The sequence below is a fragment of the Microbacterium sp. SORGH_AS_0862 genome, from assembly GCF_030818795.1.
In the GTDB taxonomy this organism is placed as follows: Bacteria; Actinomycetota; Actinomycetes; order Actinomycetales; family Microbacteriaceae; genus Microbacterium.
On the sequence record NZ_JAUTAY010000001.1, the window covers coordinates 2,657,828 to 2,675,891 of the forward strand.

The following is an 18,064-nucleotide window of genomic DNA, read 5'->3' on the forward strand; positions in this document are numbered from 1 at the left end:
TCAGTCCTGTGGAAAACGCCGATATAAGGCTCCGAGACGACGCTAGGCCTACGGTTGAAACGCGCACTCTGCTTTGCGGCCGCCGGAGCAGCACGAGGGCTTCGCACCCACTCCCGAGTTCGTCATCGACGTCGGAGAGGACGGCTTCGGCTTCCTCAACCCGCAGGCGTTCAAGCCCGGCTTCGCCGCGGATGCGAGCGATACGGATGCGGCCTTCCTCCGCGACGCGCAGGTGCCGGTGAACATGGCGGTCTTCGCAGCGCCGGTGACGCAGGCGGCGTGGCGCGACAAGCCCAGCTGGGCGGTCATCGCCACCGATGATCGCGCGTTCGACCAGGCGATGCTCGAGCACATGGCGACGCGTGCCGGTGCCGCCATCACGAACGTCGCGGCGAGCCACGCGCTGTACTTCACGCAGCCCGGAGCCGTGGCCGAGGTCATCGCGACCGCAGCGCGCGCCGCACTGTCAACCAGCGCCTAGGTTCGGCTCCTAACCTGGGCGGCGTGTATCGCCGTCTCGCCGTCCTGCCCCTGCTCGCCGTGCTGGCGCTGGCCGGATGCGCCTCCGGCTCCGCGCGCACCAGCGCGGAAGCCTGCCTCAATGTCATGAACTCATGGCAGGAGTACGCGAGCTTCGCTGAGACTCCCGGGCGTGCGGATGGTGCGGTGGCCGAGGGGCGAGCGGCGGTGCGGGATGCGGTGAGCCGCGCGTCGACCGGCGCACCGGAGTGGATGCTGGCGCAGATGAAGGAGGCCGACAAGGCCCTCGACGCGGTGACCGCCGCACCCTCGAGCCCCGACGGCAAGGCGGCCTTCCAGGCCGCATCCGACGCGTTCGAAGCGATTCGCGACCAGTGCAAGGCGGACCGGAACCTCTAGCGGCGATCCGTCCGCCCGCAGGACTAATCTGTGCCGGGTGAGCGATGCACTCGATGACGGACCCTTCTTCCACGGCACCAAGGTGCGCCTGTCGCCCGGCGCTCTGCTGGTCGCGGGACACCGCTCGAACTACCGACCCGAGGTCGTGATGAACCACGTCTACTTCACGGCGCTGGTGGACGGCGCGGGCCTTGCGGCCGAGATCGCGGCGCGTGGCGACGATGAGATCCCGCACGTCTACGAGGTGGAGCCGACCGGTCCGTTCGAGAACGATCCGAACGTCACCGACAAGAAGTTCCCCGGCAACCCGACGCGCTCCTACCGCAGCGCGGCGCCGCTGCGGATCGTTCGGGAAGTGACCGATTGGACTCGTCTGACGCCCGAGGCGCTGCAGTCATGGCGGGACCGCATCGATGCGCTGAATGAGAACCCGGACGCCCAGATCATCAACTGACCGGTCCCGCGATCACAGCAGGACGGACAGGCGCTTCTTCTTGCGGTTCTCTGCGATGATCCACGCCACGTCGGCATCCGATGGGTCGAGCGCCAGGAAGACGGCCAACCCCGCGGGGGGATCGGCGGCGATCGCCACGCTCCAGCCGTACCCCAGCGCCTGACGCAAGGTGCGCACATCCGCATCTCGACGCTCGGCGAGGGGCCGCCGGGCCAGCAGCTCGGTGGCGCGCTCGCATACCCCGACGGCGACGGCGGCGGATGCGGGGGAGCGCAGCAGGCGCGGCTCGCAGATCGCCGCCACTGCGGCGCGCTGGACGAGCGGGTCGTCGGACGCAGCCCACGCGGTCACGATCTCGGTCAGCTGCTGAGCGTCGCGATCGCCCAAGAGCTGCAGTCCGATCGCCACGCCTTCGCGTACGCGCCATCGCTCATCGGATGCGGCGTGCAGGGCGGCGGCGGCGTACTCCGCCTCGTCGGCGCGGGCGCCGTACGCCGTCGCGACGCACATCGCGGTGAACTCGTCGTCGCGGGTGCCCAGCGCGAGAAGGGCGGACTCATGAGCGACCGCCGCGAATGCCGTGGCCAGAGCGGTGTTGGCGCGGGGGCCGGGCAGCCCGGAGTTCGCGTCGAGGAGCGTCGTCCACTCCTCGGCGGGCAGCTGGCGCAACCGCGTCTGCCAGTCGGTCATACCGCTGACCGTATCCCCGCCTGACGGGACGGAGGGCGTCAGGAGCCGGGATAATCTCCGGACGCGACGTGCGTATCCATGCGCCGCAGCCAGTCGCGGATCAGCGCGGTCGTGATCTGCGGCTGCTCCAGGTGCACGTTGTGCCCCGCCAGGTCCAGGACAGCGTAGGTGCCGCGCGGATAGTGGTCGCGAAAGCGCCAGCCGTCTTCGTAACCCACCACGTCGTCCTGCCGTCCGAAAAGATGCAGCGCAGGCAGGGTGAACGGCTCGGGGTGCGCCAGTTCGGGAACTGCGGGCAGCGTGTAGTCGGTCGCGATGCGGTCGATGACGGCCGGGTCGGAGCCGCGCAGGCCCGGAAGGACGTACTCGGTGAAGGCGGCGAACGATGCCGCATCCTGCACGACGCTCACCTCAGCGAAGTCGCTGCGGGCATCACCCGCGCCGTCGAGCACGGCATCGTCGACACGGAGAACCTGCCGCGGCGGCACGATGCGCGCGTCATGGCGTGGCTCGAAGACACCGGCGAGCGTGGCCAGTCCCAGCACCCGTTCGCGCATCTCGTGCGCCACGTAGCGGGCGATCATCGCGCCGAAGGAGTTGCCGATGATCGCGAACGGCGTCTCACCGAGCGTCGAGCGCACGTCTTCGATGGCCGAGGAGGCGACCTCGAGAGCGCTCGCGGCATCAGACGTCGGTGCGCCCTCGGCCCACGGGAGGTCGAGGTAGATGCGTCGCCAGGGGCGGTCGCCGATCGCTTCTTCGAGGGGAAGCATGATGCGGTGATCGACGCCGAAGCCGTGGATGATGACGATCGGGCGGCCGGATCCGGAGGTGCGTGCGATCACCCGTCGAGCGTATGCCGCGTCTGCGACATCGTGGCCGTTCGGTTCAAGACGTCGTAGCCGCGCACGCCTAGCGTGGGACCTATGGCACTGAGACTCGGATTCATCGGCATCGTCACGCAGGACATGGCCGCGTCGCTCGCGTTCTACCGCTCGCTGGGCGTCGACATCCCGGAGGGACAGGACGGCGCCCCGCATGTCGATGCGCGGCTGGATGACGGGGTCGCCCTCGCCTGGGACACGATCGACACCATCCGCAGCTTCGACCCCGCGTACGAGCCCGCATCCGGAGGCCATCGGATCGCACTCGCGTTCGACCAGGGGACACCGGAACGGGTGGATGCGGTGTTTGCCGGGCTCGTGGATGCGGGCTACGCGGGTCACGTCGCGCCGTGGGACGCGCCATGGGGTCAGCGGTACGCGACTCTCCTCGACCCCGACGGCAACTCGATCGATCTCTACGCGGCGCTCGACGCGAACTGAGCGGGGCTCGCGCCCACCAGCCGGAGGAACTCCCGGGTGAGGTGCGACTGGTCCGCGTACCCCGCCGCCGCGGCGACGTCGGCGAGCGTGCGGTCGCTCCGCAGGAGTCGCTGTGCGCGGCTCGCTCGCTCGATGCGCACGAGGGTCGCGTACCCGTAGCCGAAGCGCTCACGCATCCGGCGGCGGAAAGTCCGCTCGGTCTCGTTCATCTCCGCAGCGATACGCGCCGCGGAGACGGCGCGTCGCGCGCCGATCTGGACCGCTCGTGACCATGGGTTCAGGACGGTCGCGCGGGCCGCGAGCTCGACCAGGCCCGCGGTGGGATGCGGCCCGTCGCCGAAACGCACCATCCGCTCGCGCAGGCGACGCGCCTCGTCGACGGACGCGGTCTCGGCGAGGGGGACGAGCCGATCGGTCAGCGCGGGGAGGGCAGCGGCGAGGAGTCCGTGCGCGCGGCCCGGCGACAGACGCAGTCCGAACGACCCGCTCGCCGGGTCGGCGACGGCGGCGATCCACCGCGTCGAGGGTCCGGCGACATAGACCTCGTCGGCCAGCAGGATCAGATCGACGCATCCGTCGGCGGGTACCGCGCCGCCCGCGCCGCCGGTCGAGCGCCAGAGCGCCGATCCGTCGGGCAGCGCGAGTTCGGTGTACACGCTGCCATTGTGCCCGCGGGCAGTGACAGGCGTGCGGTCAGTCTCCCGCCGCCCGCACCAGAACCTCGTTGCGTTGCCGGATGAGCCGCCGCAGATACGGCACCAGCACGAGTCGTTCGGCCAGCCGGCCGAAAACCGGCGACGCGATCGTGAGGATGTCGGTCATGACGGTCAGCCCATCCTGGGTCTCGAATCGGTGCTCGTGACGGAAAGTGCGAAACGGACCTCGCACCTGCTCGTCGACGAAGCGGCGAGGACGATCGAGCGCGGTGATCTCGGATGTCATCCGGAAGCGCCAACCGAAGTGCCGGGCGCTCCAGGTGACGGTTTCGCCCAGGCCGATGAGCCCGCTCGTGACTCCGCCGACGGCGCGTTCACCGGAACGCACCATCGATTCGAGGTGCGCATCGATGCTGAGCGATTGATCGAACAGCCGCTCGACGGGCACCCTCGCGTGGGTGACGACGGTGAAACTCGAGACCATGCGTCGACTCCTCTTCCTCTATGTGGCCGTGGCTGCGCCGCGTCAGATCGCGTCCTCGAGATGCGGCCGGCAGAAGGTGTATCCGGCAGCGTCGAGTACGCCCGGCACGACCCACCGGCTCTTGAGGACGAGCTCCGGTTCGGTACGCAGCACCCACATCGCGGGCTCCAGCATCCATCGCCACGCGGGCAGCCCGATCGGCATGCCGGTCTTCCGGCGCAGCGCGCGCATGAGGGTGCGGTTGTCGGTCGGCTCAGGGCTCGCGAGGTTCACGGCGCCGGTGATCTCCTCATGCTCGCCGAGGAACCGGACGGCTCCGATCACGTCATCGATGTGCACCCAGCTGAACTTCTGCCGCCCACGTGTCCGGTGCCAGCCGGAGCGCGGGGATCCGGTCGGATCCGGCCCGATGCCGCGGTATCGACGGTGAGGGAACCAGGGCGAGTCGATCTGCGGTCCACCCAGTCCCCAACGCGCGAGGCGGCGAAGCATGTCGGGCGCGGGGCCGTCGCCGAACACGATGGCCATGCGCAGCGCCACGCGGCGGGTGCGCGGCAGCTCGTCGGCGAAGAACTCACGTTCCCATTCCCGCGCGACGTCCACGGAGAATCCCTCTCCGACGATGCCGGACGCCTCGTCGTTGGGGCGCTGCGCTTCGTGCCGGTAGATGGTGGCCGTGGATGCGTTCAACCACAGCGGGGGTGGGGTCTCTGCCGCCGCTACGGCGTGGCGGAGGGCCCGCGTGGTCTCGACGCGTGAGCGCAGGATCTCGTCCCGATTGGTGTCGTTGTACCGGCAGTTCACCGACTTGCCGGCGAGATTGATGAGGAGGTTGGCGCCGTCGACCGCGTTCACGAGAGCACGCGGATCGTTCCAGCCGACGCGCTCCGCGCGACCGACGCGTCGTATCCGGTATCCGTCGGCTCGCAACGCCTCGACGAGCTCGCGCCCCACGAAACCGCTCGCTCCCGCGACGACCGCCACCCGCTCGTCCGCCATGCACTCCGCCCCCTGTCGGCACCCGTGTCTCGACCGTACCGTGGCGTCGTGACCGGCTTCACTGCGCCCGCGATAATGGAGCGGATGGAGCCGTGGGAACTGCGCGAGTGGCATGCCGAGTACCTCGACGCCTGCAACCGTCACGACCTGGACGCCATCCGCGCGTTGGTCGCTTCGGACGTGCGTCGCGCGCACCTGCCCAGCGGACGGGACGCATGGATCGACGATCTCGCGGATCTTTTCCACGCCTTCCCCGATTGGCAGTGGCGACGCATCCAACTCGTGATCGAGGACGACCGGATCGCCGCACACCTGCGCGGCAGCGGAACCCACACCGGCGTCTACCGCGGGATCGCGGCCACACGCCGACACGTCAACGTCGCGGAGTTCGCGATGTACCGGGTGGTCGGCGGCCGCATCGCCGAGTTCACGGGAACGGGCGACGCCGAACTGCGGCAGCAGCTCGGAGCGTGAGGCGCGTCAGTGCGCGGCGTCGTAGGCGTCGATGACGGATGCGGCGACGCGCCCGCGCTCGGAGACCTGGTGGCCGTTGGCCTTCGCCCACTCCCGGATGGCGGCGAGGTCCCGCGACGAAGAGGCGGTCCGAGCACGCGGCTTGATGCTCGCCGTCGAGCGGCCCGAGGATATGCGGCGGGCTGCCGACACATACGGAGCCATCGCATCGCGCAGCGCCGCGGCGTTCGCGTCCGAGAGGTCGATCTCGTACGCGATGCCGTCGAGGGAGAAGAGCACGGTCTCGCCCTCGCCCACCTCCAGGACGGAGTCGTCGAGGTCGTCTACGAGCTGGTGGACGATTCTGCGCGCCATGACGTCACCATACAGATCACCGGCTGATCAGGGCAGCAGCCGCGCCCGGCGCGCCTTGGCCACGGCCGCGTGCCGCGTCGTCGCCTCCAGCTTCGACATCGCCGCCGCGAGGTACGACTTGACGGTCGTCTCCTTCAGCGCGAGCTCCTGCGCGATCTGCGCGTTGGTCGACCCCAGGGCGGCGCATGCGAGCACGTCCAATTCGCGCGGCGACAGCTGGACCGACGCCGACGGTGCGGGTTGGTCGCCCGCCGCGACCTCCGCGAGGCGGCGTTCGACGGCGGCGAGACGCTCGCGCAGCGCAGCGTCGCTGACCGTCGCGGAGATCGCACGCAGTTCCGCGAAACTCTCCCGCACCTGCTCGCGCGCCGCCGCATCCCACGCGCTCTCCGGTGCTGCGTCCTGCGCGCGCTCGACACGGCGGGCGACCTCGTCGCGGATGCGGAGCTCCGACGCGAGCGCGTCGGCGATCCTCAAAGCCGGTGCCGCCGTCACGTCGTCCACGGCCGTCTGACCCCAGGAGCCGCAGTACAGCACGCCGCGGGTGCGGCCCGCCGCGACCACGGGAACCGCGAAGAGCGTCGCGATGCCTTCGCCGAGGATCGGACCGTCGTAGTCGTGGGTGATCCCGCGTGCGCTCCGGTAGTCCAGAGCCAGCCGTGGACGCTTCTCGGTGAGCGCCCGCCCACCGAGTCCCCGCTGCTCGCGCACGATGAGGCCTTCGATGGTCCGCCCGCGGGCGCCGACGATGGAACTCACGTGCACGGAGTGCTCGCGTACGAGCCCGCCGAAGGCGACGGGGAAGCGTGTGCGGGCGACCAGATCGTGGACGGCACGCGTCATCAACTGCAGGTCGCTGGTGGTTCCGGGGGACATAGGTGCTACCTACTTCCGGGGGTGTCGGCCTCGTTGCCGATTTTCGTAGCGTCGACCCTACCATCGCCGCGAAGAGGCGACGACGGCTCGGATGGACACCCCGCATCCGCGGCATGAGGCAAGGAGGCCACATGACTGAATCGCACGACCGCGCCGCTGACGGCGCGGGAATCGACTACATCGAGGTGGAGGAATCACCCCCGTTCCAACGCCTGAAACGAGCACAGCGCGCGTTCGTCTTCCCCCTCGCGATCGCGTTCCTGCTCTGGTACTTCGCTTACGTGCTGCTTTCATCCTTCGCCGCGGACTTCATGGCCACGCGCGTCTCGGGTGACATCACCGTGGGTCTGCTGCTCGGGCTCGGCCAGTTCGTCTCGACGTTCGTCATCACGATGGCCTACGTCGCCTACGCCAACCGGCGCCTCGACCCGCAGTCGCGCGCGATCCGTGAGGATCTGGAGCGGCGAGAGGCGGGTGCGCGATGAACGAGGTCTTCGGAGCCATCCATGCCGCCGTGCAGACGGTCGAGAACGATCCCGTCCTGAACATCTCGATCTTCGCGGCGTTCGTCGCGGTGACGCTGTTCATCGTCATCCGCGCTTCCCGTAACAACAAGACCGCCGCCGACTACTACGCCGCCGGTCGCTCTTTCACAGGGCCGCAGAACGGCTTCGCGATCGCCGGCGACTACCTGTCGGCGGCATCCTTCCTCGGCATCTGCGGAGCCATCGCGATCAACGGCTACGACGGCTTCCTCTACTCGATCGGCTTCTTGGTTGCGTGGCTCGTCGCGCTGCTGCTCGTGGCCGAGCTCATGCGCAACACCGGTCGCTTCACGATGGCCGACGTCCTGTCGTTCCGCCTCAAGGAACGTCCGGTGCGGATGGCGGCGGCCATCACGACCCTGGCGGTGTGCTTCTTCTATCTGCTCGCGCAGATGGCGGGCGCCGGTGGTCTCGTCTCGCTGCTGCTGGGTATCGGCGACCAGATCGGGCAGTCCATCGTCGTCGCGGTGGTCGGCGTGCTGATGATCGTCTACGTGCTCATCGGCGGGATGAAGGGGACGACCTGGGTCCAGATCGTGAAGGCCTTCCTCTTGATCGGCGGCGCTCTCGTGATGACCGTCTGGGTGTTGGCGATCAACGGCTTCAACCTGAACACGCTGCTGGAGAGCGCGGTCGCCGCCTCGCCGAAGGGTGAAGCGGTGCTGGGCCCGGGACTGCAGTACGGCAAGAACCCGTGGGACTTCATCTCGCTCGCCCTCGCCCTCGTGCTCGGCACGGCGGGCCTGCCGCACGTGCTGATGCGCTTCTATACGGTGCCCACCGCGAAGGAAGCACGGCGTTCGGTGGTGTGGGCGATCTGGCTGATCGGCCTCTTCTATCTGCTCACTCTCGTGCTCGGTTACGGCGCGGGCGCACTGGTGGGGCCCGAGACGATCGCGGCGGCGCCGGGCGGCGTCAACTCCGCGGCTCCGCTGCTCGCGCTCTACCTGGGCGGCCCCGTTCTGCTCGGCTTCATCTCCGCGGTGGCATTCGCCACCATCCTCGCGGTCGTCGCCGGCCTCACGATCACGGCGGCGGCATCGTTCGCGCACGACATCTACGCGAGCGTCGTGAAGAAGGGGAACGTCCCGCCGGACGGGGAGGTCAAGGTCGCGCGGCGCACGGTCATCGTCATCGGGGTGCTGGCCATCCTCGGCGGCATCGGCGTACAGGGTCAGAACGTGGCGTTCCTGGTCGCGCTGGCCTTCGCCGTCGCCGCCTCGGCCAACCTGCCCACCATCCTGTTCTCGCTGTTCTGGCGCAAGTTCACGACGCGCGGCGCGGTGTGGAGCATGTACGGCGGGCTCGGGGCGGCGATCGTGCTGATCGTGCTGTCGCCCGTGTTCTGGGGCACGCCCACGAGCGTGTTCAAGGACGTGGGCGTCGCGATCTGGCCGCTCAACAATCCGGGCATCATCTCGATCCCGTTGGGCTTCTTCCTCGGATGGCTGGGGTCGGTGACCTCACGCCGCGCCGAGGACCGCAAGAAGGCCGCCGAGATGGAGGTGCGCTCGCTCACCGGGTTCGGCGCCGAGAAAGCGGTCGACCACTAGCGACATCGTCCGGCGGGCGGCCTACACGCCCGCCGGACGATGCGCGGCCTCGAGATCGAGCAGGTAGCGCTTGTGCTCGGGGCGTCCGCCGTACTCGCCGATCGACCCGTCGGAGCGGATGACGCGATGCGCGGGGATCACGAGCGAGATCGGCGTGTGGGCGCACGCCGAACCGACCGCGCGATGCGCCCGCGGCGACCCGGCCTCGATCGCGATCTCACCGTAGCTCGCCGTCTCGCCGTAGGGGATGCGGGATACCGCTTCCAACGCGTCACGGGAGAAGCCGCTGACGAGACTCAGGTCCAGCGCGACCTCGAACGTCGTGCGCGTCCCTTCGAAGTACTCGTCCACCTGGCTGAGCAGCGAGTCGGCATCGTCGTCGATCGGTGCCGGCTCCCCGCCCAGGCGCTGCGTCCACGCTGCGAGGACGGAGCCGAACGGCGCGGCGAGGAACTCGAAGCCGATGAGGCCGGCGTCGCTCGTCAGAACGAGGGCATCGCCGAGGGGCGTGGGATGGATGCGGAAGCCTGTCGGGGTCATGTGCTCATCCTTCTCGTGCGTGCACTCCTTCCGCGGGGAGAGCGTCCGCCCGGCGGACAACGCGCGGGCCGGGTGAACGTGGGGAGGAACGGCCGGTCCGTCCGGCGTGTCGCCAATCCGGCGAAACTCGGCCGTGGTTGAGCCCCGCTCGCCCATCTCACGCCTATGGTGACACGTGTGTGGCGTGGAGAAGGCACCATGATCTCTGGTGCAGACGAGGCGACGAATCCGGTGCGCCCGAGTGATCTCGGCGTCGCGGAGCCCGGTGTCGTCGTCGCGCACGTGGCCGACCCCGAGCGCGCACGGCTGCGCGCACAGGCCGCACTGCTCGGCGGGCGCTCGACGCTCCTCTTCTATGAAGACTCGCCCGAGCGCGGCATCGACATCAACAAGGCGCACCCGGGGAGCCTGCCCCAGTTCCTGACCGGCCGGTCGACGCTGCTGTCCAATCTCTACCGCGACGAGGTCGCCCTGCGCACCGCGCGGATGGCGGCGGAGCGGATCACCGCCAAGAACGTCGAGTTGCGCACGGCGCGTGGCCTGGAGACCGTCTCGCTCGCCGTGGGCATGGCCTCGTGGCGCATCGGCGGGATCATGTGCACTGCTCCGGTGCTGCTGCGGCCTCTCGCGATCCGCCGTCACCACACCGACTTCGAGCTCAAGCTCCACGGCTCCTTCGTCGTCAATCCGGAGCTCGTGCGCGCGCTGGGCACCCACTTCGGCATCCACCTGGACTCGGCGGCCCTCGCCGGCCTCGCTCACGACGGCGCCGTGTTCCGCCCGCAGCCCGTGATCGACCACCTGCGGGCGCTCACGACCCACATCCCGACCTTCACCGTCGTGCCGCGTCTGGTCGTCTCCAACTTCGTCGATGTGGGCTCGGGCATGGCTCGCGACACCGCCGACCTCGACCACCCGGTGCTGAACGCGCTCGCGGGGCACCCCGACGAGCGCGCGCGCCTCTCGGTGCGTCCCGCGCTTCCCCGCGTCACCAGCCCGGACGAGCGGACGCCGGCCGCCGACACGCTGTTGCTGGATGCGGACGAGGAGCAGGAAGCCGTGCTCGCGCGTATCGCGGCCGGTCACTCGCTCGCGGTGCACACCCTGCCGGGCACAGGAGGCACGCAGACCGTCATCAATGCGATCGGCGCCCTCGTGCAGAGCGGTCGTCGCGTGCTCGTGGTCAGTGCTCGCCGATCGACCCTCGACGGCGTCCGCCATCGCCTCGCAGGGATCGGCCTGGACGCGCTCGCCGTCACCCCGCGACACCTGCACCGTGATCTGATCCGCGCGATCGGACGCAATGAGAAGGCTCAGCCGCCGAAGGTCGCGGAGATCGACGACGCGCTGCTGCGACTGCGCACGGTGCTGCGCGACTACCGCGGCGCGCTGACCGCATCGCATCCCAGCCTCGGCACCTCGGCGCTGCAGGTCGTGCGGCGGCTGACCGAGCTGAGCGCACTGTCGCCGGCTCCGTCGACCACCGCCCGTTTCGACATCGCCACCCTCGAGGCATTGCGGGACGCCCGGCCGCAGGCGGCGGCGAAGCTCGTGGCCGCCGCGAAGCTGGGGGAGTTCCGCTTCGGTCCCGACGACTCGCCCTGGTACGGCGTGAGCTTCGACACCACCGAGTCGGCGCGCGCCGCGCACGCGCTCGCCGGAAAGCTGAGCGGCCGCGAGGTCCCGAGCCTGCTCGAGCGCGGCTACGAGCTGATCGCGCAGACGCGGATGCGGCCCTTCCGCACGATCGATGAGCTCGGCGACTATCTGCGTCTGCTGCAGGGCATCCGCGAGACCCTCGACAAGTTCAGCCCGAGCGTCTTCGAGCGTCCGATCGTCGAGCTCATCCAGGCGCATGCACCCAAGCGGGAATCCGCCGAGATGTCCAGCGCCAACCGACGTCGGCTCAAGCGCCTCTCGCGCGAGTATGTGCGCCCCGGCGTCCACGTCGGCGACATGTACGAGTCGCTCGTGCGCATCCAGCAGCAGCGTGCGGATTGGCAGCGTCTGGTGGATGCGGGCGTCGTGCCCGAGGTGCCGGTCGGGCTCGCCGACGTGCACGTCGCGTGGCAGCGCGTGCACGCGCAGCTCGGCGAACTGGACCAGATCCTGCGGCGTCGTGAGTCGAGCCGACTGGCCTCGCTTCCGGTGGCGCAGCTGATGCGCGTGCTGGCCGGACTCGCCGCCGAGTCGGCGTACTTCGAGAACCTCGTCGAGCGCGCCACGCTGCGCACCGAACTCGATCGCATGGGACTCGCGCCCCTGCTCACCGAGCTGTCGGTGCGCCATGCGCCCGAGGACCAGGTCGCGGCCGAGCTCGAGTTCGCGTGGTGGCAGTCTGCCCTGGAGCATCTGCTGCGCACCGACCGCGCGCTTCTCGGAGCGAACACCGCGGTGCTGGACCGTCTCGAGCGCGACTTCCGGCTCGTCGACGAAGCGCACGCCGCGGCATCCGGCCCCGTCCTCGCCGCGCAGCTCGCGACGCAGTGGAAGATCGGCCTGGTCGACCATGCCGACGAGGCCGCGGCTCTCAAGCAGGCGCTGAAGGGCGGTGTCTCGGCCCCGGAGCAGCTCGTGCGGGCGGCGCCGACGCTCATGCGCACGCTCGCGCCGGTCTGGCTCGCGTCGCCCTATGAGGTGCCCGAGATCCCCGACCACCCGCCGTTCGATGTCGTGATCATCGCGGATGCGGCCGCCCTCTGCCTCGCGGAGGCGGCGCCCGCGCTGCGCCGTGCTCGTCAGGTGGTGCTCTTCGGCGACCCCGTCACCCAGAAGCCCACCCCGTTCGCGGTCGGCGCGGGCGAGCGCGCGGTCGCGGACGAGTTCGACGAGCCCTTCGACGACGTCTCGGTCTTCGAGCGGATGGCGGAACTGCTCGACGTCGCCACCCTCACCCGCAGCTACCGCGCCGGCGGGGAAGACCTCGCGCAACTCGTGAACGATGCGTTCTACGGTGGCGAGCTCGTCTCGCTGCCCTGGGCCGGTGCCTACCTCGGGCGGGGGAGCCTCAGCGTCGACTACGTCGAGGGCGGAACGGGAACGCCGGACCCGATCTCGGGTGCCGTCGAGAGCCCGGATGCCGAAGTCGCGCGCGTCGTGACGCTTGTGACCGAGCACGCGGTCAACCGTTCCGGCGAGAGCCTCATGGTCGTCACGGCCAGCAGGCGGCACGCCGAACGCATCCGCGCGGCCGTCGATGTCGCCTTCGCGGGCCGCGCCGATGTGGCCGATTTCGTGTCGCGCGAGACGGCCGAGCCGTTCGCCGTGCTGACGCTCGAGGAGTCGGTGGCGGAGAGCCGGGACCGGGTCGTCTTCTCGCTCGGGTTCGGGCTGACCAAGCATGGCCGCGTTCTCAGCGACTTCGGCGACCTGTCGACGGCGGACGGCGAGCGATTGCTCACGGTCGGAATGACCCGTGCGCGTCGCTCGATGGTGATCGTCTCCTCGATCCGTCCCAGCGCTTTCGAGGACGGCAGGCTCGAGCACGGCGCCGCGACCCTCATGAGCATCCTGGGCGGAGTGGCGGCACGAGCGCGTGAGACGCGTCTCGAGGATCTCGCCGACCCGTTGACCCGCGCTCTCGCCAGTGAGCTGCGTGCCAAGGGCATCAAGGTCGATCTCGACTACCGCGGACTGCTGCCCCTGGTGGCGGGCCATGACGGCAAGGCCGTCGTCGTCGAGAGCGACCCGGAGACGCGCCCCGAGTCGCTGCGCGAATCGCTGCGTCTGCGCCCGCAGATCCTGCGACGGCTGGGGTGGCACTACCTGCGCGTCCACGCCTTCGACCTCTACAGCGATCCCGCGGCGGTCGCGGCGCGCGTAGCGACGCTGCTGGGCGTCGAGGCGGGCACATCGCCGCAGGCGAGCACGCAGCCCATCGATGTCACCGAGTGACGATCGCCAGCGCGTCGTCCGCGTGGCGGGCGCGCGGCGCGCTCGGCTGACCCCGGCGCCCGGCGCGGTCGATGAGCCCGACAGCAGAGACGACGACGCCGCATCCGCTGCGTCCGAGGCGGGCCCGAACGACGAGCGGATGCGGCGCGAGGTCCCGCCGCACTATTGAGGCGTCAGGGCCGGGTCTTGTTCTGCTGCTCGAGCAGGTCGCGGATCTGCACCAGCAGCTCCTGCTCGGTGGGGGCCGGAGCAGCTTCGGGCTCGCGCACACCGGCGCGCGCGGCCTGGCGCGCCTTCCACAGGTTCATCGGCATGACGAACGCGAAGTAGACGACGACCGCGACGGCGAAGAAGCTCACGATCGCCGTGATCAGCCCGCCGATCGGGAACGTGACCGTACCGCCGTAGATGTCGGGCACGGGGATGCCGGGAACGCCGTTCTCGTCGGCCTTCCAGAAGATCTCGATGAGCGGCGTGATGATCGACGCGACGATCGCGTTGACCACCGCCGTGAACGCCGCGCCGATGACGACCGCGACCGCGAGGTCGATCACATTGCCGCGGAGGATGAACTCCTTGAAACCCTTGATCATCGAATCTCTCCTCATCTCGTCGGCGTCGGGCCGGTCAGGATGCCGCGGGAGCGGCGGGGGCAGTGGGAGTGGTGGCTCCCGTGCTCGATGATGCCCCGGACGAGCCGGAGTCTCCACCCGACGTGCCGGTCGAGCTCGAGGCGGATGTGCCGCCGCGCGAGTCTGTGCGGTAGAAGCCGGAGCCGTTGAAGGTGACGCCGATCGAGCCGTACTCCTTGCGCAGCATGCCGCCGCACGAGGGGCACTCGGTCAGCGCAGGGTCGGAGAAGGACTGGACGGTGTCGAAGCGGTGTCCGCAGGACTTGCAGGCATAGGCGTAGGTGGGCATGGTGCCTCCGGGGTCAGGCGCTCAGCGGGCGCGCAGCGTCAGGGTGCGGGTGGGGGTGACGACGCCGTCGACGGGCTGGTCGTGCACATCGGTCGGGACGTCGTCGAGGATCTCGGAGTCGTAGACCACCGCGTACACCGGCGGGCACTTCTGCATCGAGCCGATGGTCTTGTCGAAGTAGCCGCGACCCCATCCCAGCCGCATCCCACGTCGGTCGACAGCGGCGGCGGGCACGATCATCAGGTCCACATCGTTGACGGCGATGGGCCCGAGCAGCTCTCCCACGGGCTCGGGAAGACCGAACAGACCCTCGGCGATCTCGCCGTCCTCGGTGGCGACGGCCCAGTCGAGCAGGCCGTCCACCCTGGTGACGGGGAGGAGGACCCGGATGCCGCGTCGCACCGCCTCGCGCACGAACTCACGCGTGTCGGGCTCGGCGTTGGTGGAAAGGAAGCAGGAGAGCGATTTCACGTGGTGCGCCGCTGTCAGGACGTCGAGCTGCTGGTGGACTCCCGCGCCCGCGCTCTCCCGCGCGGCGGCCGACAGCGTCTGCCGCCGCTCCCGCAGGTCGGCGCGGAGTGCGCGCTTGACGTCGTCCACTGCATTGCGATCGTCACCGTCTGACATGCACATGATTCTAAGGACCGCAACCGGGGAAGGCGTGCCGATAGGATCGCGGCATGAGTCACAAGCCCTTCAAGGCCGTCATTCCCGCCGCGGGTCTGGGAACACGATTCCTGCCCGCCACGAAGGCGATGCCGAAGGAGATGTTGCCCGTCGTCGACAAACCCGCCATCCAGTACGTCGTGGAAGAGGCGGTCGAAGCGGGCATCCAGGACGTGCTGATCATCATCGGCCGCAACAAGAACAACATCGCGAACCACTTCGACGCGATGCCCGAGCTGGAGCAGAAGCTGCGGGAGAAGGGCGACACCGGAAAGCTCGCGAAGGTGGAGCACTCCTCCGACCTCGCTGATGTGCACATGGTGCGTCAGGGGGAGCCGAAGGGGCTCGGGCACGCGGTGCTGCGTGCACAGGCTCACGTCGGGGATCACCCGTTCGCGGTGCTGCTGGGTGACGACCTGATCGACGAGCGCGACCCTCTGCTGTCGAAGATGCTCTCCGAGTACGACAAGCGCGGGGCCGCGGTGATCGCCCTCATGGAGGTCGACCCGGAGAGCATCCACCTCTACGGTGTCGCGGCGGTCGAGGAGACCGACGAGGACGGCGTCGTGAAGGTGACGGGCCTCGTCGAGAAGCCCAAGAAGGAGGATGCGCCCTCCAACCTCGCCATCATCGGTCGCTATGTGCTCGGTCCCGAGGTGTTCGAGGTGCTCGAGCGCACCGAGCCCGGCAAGGGCGGCGAGATCCAGCTGACCGATGCGCTGGAGGAGCTGGCCACGGATCCCGAGCGCGGCGTCTACGGCGTGGTCTTCCGCGGCCGGCGCTATGACACGGGTGACAAACTCGACTACATCAAGGCGATCGTCCAGCTCGCCAGTGATCGCGACGATCTCGGCCCGGACCTGCGGCCGTGGCTGAAGGACTTCGTCGCCGGACTCTGAACCGGGGGAGGTTCGAGGTGGACCTTTCGGCACCGCGCGAGCACGGGCGGGTCGGCATCCGTCTGATCCGTGCGCGCGATGCGCGCGTGCTGCAGGATCACCTGATGTCGAACCGCACCTGGCTGCGTCCGTGGGAGGCGACGAGCCCCGACGGCGCCGTTCTCCTCGACATGAAGATCGGCATCCGCCGTCTCCTCCAGCAGTACCGCGACGGTGCGGGCGTTCCGCTGGTCATGGAGTACGACGGGCGGGTCGCGGGTCAGTTGAATGTGTGGGGGATCGCACGCGGGTCGCTCGCATCGGCGACGATCGGCTATTGGGTCGCCCGCGAGTTCGCCGGCCGGGACATCACGCCGACCTCTGTGGCTCTCGCGACGGATCTCTGCTTCACGGAGCTGCGGCTGCACCGGATGGAGATCTGCATCCGGCCGGAGAACGACGCGAGTCTGAGGGTCGTGCAGAAGCTCGGTTTCCGCTACGAGGGTCTGCGCCGTCGGTACATCCACATAGACGGTGACTGGCGCGACCACTACGCCTTCGCGCTCACCCGCGAAGAGGTGCCCGAGGGGGTGCTGGCTCGATGGGTCGCCGGCCGCGCACCCGCCGATGCTGCGACCGTGCCGGAGCGCGACCGCATCGCTCGCCCCGACTGACGCCGACACGCCGACGCTTGCCCGCTTCGCCGCGGTGCGTCGCCTACCGTTGACGGCATGGGCGGACAGGTGTTGGGCGGAGGGGTGATCTTCCTCGTCGCTGTGACGCTTTGGCTGCTCTACCTCCTGCCCTCCTGGCACAGCCGACACCAGTACAACGCTGCCGAGCGCAATGCGGTTCGCCTCAATCAGGCCCTCCGGGTTCTCGCCGAGACCAGCGAGACGCCCGAGGAGGTGCGGCTCGAGCTGACGGCACGCACCGCATCCGCTCAACAGAGGCTCGCGCGTCAGACGCTCGCCGAGCGCGAGCGGGCACAGCTCGAGGTCGCGCGTCAGGAGCTCGCGGCCGCCAAGCAGGAGGCTCGTGCGGTGCGCGAACGTCCCGAGGTGCGCATGGCCCGGGCACGCAGACGCGCGCGTCTGACGGCCACCGTCCTGGCGCTTCTGTCGCTCGCAGGAGCGGGGCTGGGAGTATGGGTGCAGGTGGCCATGGCGAGCACTACCGTGCTGTGGGCGTCGGGTGCGGTCTTCGTCGTCTCGGTGCTGATGCTGCAGCAGATGTCGCGTGTGGCGCGTCGCGCAGCTCGCCGAGTCGCTCCCGCCCCGCAGGTGGTAGTCGAGGCCCGCCAGGTTGATGTGCAGGATGTGGCACTGCCGACGCGGTCCGCTCCCGCCACGTGGGAGCCGCGCTCGTTGCCCCGTCCTCTGGCAGCAACGTCGGGGTCGCAGGCGTCTCTCGTACAGGATGCGGCGGACGCGCGCGCAGCGCTTCGTCGCGCCGCGGTCGAGGAGGCCAAGCGTGAGCGCGCTGAGCAGGCCGCGCCGCCGTCGATCGACACCGCACGGGTCGCGAAGGCGCCCGAAGAGTCGCCCTTCGCGCGGATGGGATACGTCGACGACGCGGAGATCGAGGACCACGTTCGGCGCCTGCTCTCGACGCGTCGAGCGGCTGGTTGACGCGGTTCGTCCGCCACTTCGGGCCGTGATAGGCTCGTTGAGTTCCGGGCCTGTGGCGCAGTTGGTAGCGCGCTTCGTTCGCAATGAAGAGGTCAGGGGTTCGAATCCCCTCAGGTCCACCGACCGGACGCCCGATCGGACACACGAAAGTGTGTCTGATCGGGTTTTCGACATTCGTTATCGGGACATGCTTAGGCCTGCTCCAGCCCTCTCGGGTCCCGCTATCTCCGCCGAACGGGGAGTCG

At 69.5% G+C, this 18,064-nt stretch carries 23 protein-coding genes and 1 tRNA gene; 13 read left to right on the forward strand and 11 right to left on the reverse strand.

Annotation, left to right across the window (positions count from 1 at the left end):
- The first annotated feature begins 73 nt into the window (after positions 1–73).
- Genes QE377_RS13015 through arr form a run of 3 tightly spaced genes read left to right on the forward strand, consistent with a single transcriptional unit; the run spans position 74 to position 1,333 of the window.
- Positions 74–481, forward strand: coding sequence for an alpha/beta fold hydrolase (locus QE377_RS13015; RefSeq protein ID WP_307323875.1), 408 nt, complete (start codon positions 74–76; stop codon positions 479–481).
- Positions 482–504: 23 nt separating this feature from the next.
- Positions 505–879: a hypothetical protein gene (locus QE377_RS13020; RefSeq protein ID WP_307323878.1), complete on the forward strand. Its 375-nt coding sequence runs from the start codon at positions 505–507 to the stop codon at positions 877–879.
- A gap of 37 nt (positions 880–916) precedes the next feature.
- Positions 917–1,333 (forward strand): NAD(+)--rifampin ADP-ribosyltransferase, encoded by a 417-nt coding sequence (arr, locus tag QE377_RS13025; protein WP_307323881.1) that lies wholly within the window; start codon positions 917–919, stop codon positions 1,331–1,333.
- 12 nt (positions 1,334–1,345) lie between these two features.
- On the opposite strand, the gene QE377_RS13030 is transcribed toward arr, so the two are convergent.
- Positions 1,346–2,023: a HEAT repeat domain-containing protein gene (locus QE377_RS13030; RefSeq protein WP_307323884.1), complete on the reverse strand. Its 678-nt coding sequence runs from the start codon at positions 2,021–2,023 to the stop codon at positions 1,346–1,348.
- 38 nt (positions 2,024–2,061) lie between these two features.
- Positions 2,062–2,868: an alpha/beta fold hydrolase gene (locus QE377_RS13035; RefSeq protein WP_307323886.1), complete on the reverse strand. Its 807-nt coding sequence runs from the start codon at positions 2,866–2,868 to the stop codon at positions 2,062–2,064.
- Positions 2,869–2,949: 81 nt separating this feature from the next.
- On the opposite strand from QE377_RS13035, the gene QE377_RS13040 reads away from it, so the two are divergent.
- Positions 2,950–3,348, forward strand: coding sequence for a VOC family protein (locus tag QE377_RS13040; protein ID WP_307323889.1), 399 nt, complete (start codon positions 2,950–2,952; stop codon positions 3,346–3,348).
- Here the strand turns inward: QE377_RS13040 and QE377_RS13045 are convergent.
- Genes QE377_RS13045 through QE377_RS13055 form a run of 3 tightly spaced genes read right to left on the reverse strand, consistent with a single transcriptional unit; the run spans position 3,324 to position 5,487 of the window.
- The gene (locus QE377_RS13045; RefSeq protein ID WP_307323892.1) at positions 3,324–4,004 is read right to left on the reverse strand and encodes a helix-turn-helix domain-containing protein; all 681 of its coding nucleotides are present in this window, start codon (positions 4,002–4,004) and stop codon (positions 3,324–3,326) included. The two genes, QE377_RS13040 and QE377_RS13045, sit on opposite strands and share 25 nt — an antisense overlap.
- A 37-nt stretch (positions 4,005–4,041) precedes the next feature.
- Positions 4,042–4,488, reverse strand: a complete 447-nt coding sequence (locus QE377_RS13050) for an SRPBCC family protein (RefSeq protein ID WP_307323895.1) — start codon at positions 4,486–4,488, stop codon at positions 4,042–4,044.
- A gap of 42 nt (positions 4,489–4,530) precedes the next feature.
- On the reverse strand, positions 4,531–5,487 hold the full coding sequence (locus QE377_RS13055; protein ID WP_307323897.1) for an epimerase: 957 nt from the start codon (positions 5,485–5,487) through the stop codon (positions 4,531–4,533).
- Positions 5,488–5,535: 48 nt separating this feature from the next.
- Between QE377_RS13055 and QE377_RS13060 the strand changes: the two genes are divergently transcribed.
- Positions 5,536–5,961: an ester cyclase gene (locus QE377_RS13060; protein WP_307323902.1), complete on the forward strand. Its 426-nt coding sequence runs from the start codon at positions 5,536–5,538 to the stop codon at positions 5,959–5,961.
- A gap of 6 nt (positions 5,962–5,967) precedes the next feature.
- Here the strand turns inward: QE377_RS13060 and QE377_RS13065 are convergent, their stop codons facing one another.
- Positions 5,968–6,315 carry an Lsr2 family protein gene (locus QE377_RS13065; RefSeq protein ID WP_307323905.1) on the reverse strand — a complete coding sequence of 116 codons (348 nt, stop codon included), beginning with the start codon at positions 6,313–6,315 and terminating at the stop codon, positions 5,968–5,970.
- A gap of 27 nt (positions 6,316–6,342) precedes the next feature.
- Entirely contained in the window at positions 6,343–7,191 is an 849-nt protein-coding gene (locus QE377_RS13070) for a LuxR C-terminal-related transcriptional regulator (RefSeq protein ID WP_307323908.1), read from the reverse strand.
- Between the two features lie 131 nt (positions 7,192–7,322).
- Here QE377_RS13070 and QE377_RS13075 point away from each other — a divergent pair, with 131 nt between their 5' ends.
- Positions 7,323–7,676 (forward strand): DUF485 domain-containing protein, encoded by a 354-nt coding sequence (locus tag QE377_RS13075; protein WP_234074925.1) that lies wholly within the window; start codon positions 7,323–7,325, stop codon positions 7,674–7,676.
- Positions 7,673–9,289 (forward strand): cation acetate symporter, encoded by a 1,617-nt coding sequence (locus tag QE377_RS13080; RefSeq protein ID WP_307323913.1) that lies wholly within the window; start codon positions 7,673–7,675, stop codon positions 9,287–9,289. The genes QE377_RS13075 and QE377_RS13080 overlap by 4 nt, the downstream gene beginning before the upstream one ends.
- Before the next feature lie 21 nt (positions 9,290–9,310).
- Here the strand turns inward: QE377_RS13080 and QE377_RS13085 are convergent, their stop codons facing one another.
- On the reverse strand, positions 9,311–9,829 hold the full coding sequence (locus QE377_RS13085; RefSeq protein ID WP_307323916.1) for a methylated-DNA--[protein]-cysteine S-methyltransferase: 519 nt from the start codon (positions 9,827–9,829) through the stop codon (positions 9,311–9,313).
- Between the two features lie 198 nt (positions 9,830–10,027).
- On the opposite strand from QE377_RS13085, the gene QE377_RS13090 reads away from it, so the two are divergent.
- Both QE377_RS13090 and QE377_RS13095 read left to right on the forward strand, forming a co-directional pair.
- Positions 10,028–13,723 (forward strand): AAA family ATPase, encoded by a 3,696-nt coding sequence (locus QE377_RS13090; protein WP_307323919.1) that lies wholly within the window; start codon positions 10,028–10,030, stop codon positions 13,721–13,723.
- The gene (locus tag QE377_RS13095; RefSeq protein ID WP_307323921.1) at positions 13,710–13,892 is read left to right on the forward strand and encodes a hypothetical protein; all 183 of its coding nucleotides are present in this window, start codon (positions 13,710–13,712) and stop codon (positions 13,890–13,892) included. The genes QE377_RS13090 and QE377_RS13095 overlap by 14 nt, the downstream gene beginning before the upstream one ends.
- A 4-nt stretch (positions 13,893–13,896) precedes the next feature.
- On the opposite strand, the gene mscL is transcribed toward QE377_RS13095, so the two are convergent.
- Genes mscL through QE377_RS13110 form a run of 3 tightly spaced genes read right to left on the reverse strand, consistent with a single transcriptional unit; the run spans position 13,897 to position 15,271 of the window.
- The gene (gene mscL, locus QE377_RS13100) at positions 13,897–14,316 is read right to left on the reverse strand and encodes a large conductance mechanosensitive channel protein MscL (RefSeq protein ID WP_234074928.1); all 420 of its coding nucleotides are present in this window, start codon (positions 14,314–14,316) and stop codon (positions 13,897–13,899) included.
- 34 nt (positions 14,317–14,350) lie between these two features.
- Positions 14,351–14,644 (reverse strand): FmdB family zinc ribbon protein, encoded by a 294-nt coding sequence (locus tag QE377_RS13105; protein ID WP_307323925.1) that lies wholly within the window; start codon positions 14,642–14,644, stop codon positions 14,351–14,353.
- Between the two features lie 21 nt (positions 14,645–14,665).
- Positions 14,666–15,271 carry a 5-formyltetrahydrofolate cyclo-ligase gene (locus tag QE377_RS13110; RefSeq protein ID WP_307323927.1) on the reverse strand — a complete coding sequence of 202 codons (606 nt, stop codon included), beginning with the start codon at positions 15,269–15,271 and terminating at the stop codon, positions 14,666–14,668.
- A gap of 53 nt (positions 15,272–15,324) precedes the next feature.
- On the opposite strand from QE377_RS13110, the gene galU reads away from it, so the two are divergent.
- From galU to QE377_RS13130, 4 genes are all read left to right on the forward strand, one after another.
- Complete coding sequence (gene galU / locus QE377_RS13115) at positions 15,325–16,209, forward strand: UTP--glucose-1-phosphate uridylyltransferase GalU (protein ID WP_307323930.1); 885 nt, start codon at positions 15,325–15,327, stop codon at positions 16,207–16,209.
- Between the two features lie 17 nt (positions 16,210–16,226).
- Complete coding sequence (locus tag QE377_RS13120) at positions 16,227–16,862, forward strand: GNAT family N-acetyltransferase (RefSeq protein WP_307323934.1); 636 nt, start codon at positions 16,227–16,229, stop codon at positions 16,860–16,862.
- A gap of 57 nt (positions 16,863–16,919) precedes the next feature.
- The gene (locus QE377_RS13125) at positions 16,920–17,819 is read left to right on the forward strand and encodes a large exoprotein (RefSeq protein WP_307323936.1); all 900 of its coding nucleotides are present in this window, start codon (positions 16,920–16,922) and stop codon (positions 17,817–17,819) included.
- A 46-nt stretch (positions 17,820–17,865) separates the two neighbouring features.
- Positions 17,866–17,938, forward strand: a tRNA-Ala gene (locus tag QE377_RS13130).
- Positions 17,939–18,064 lie beyond the last annotated feature (126 nt).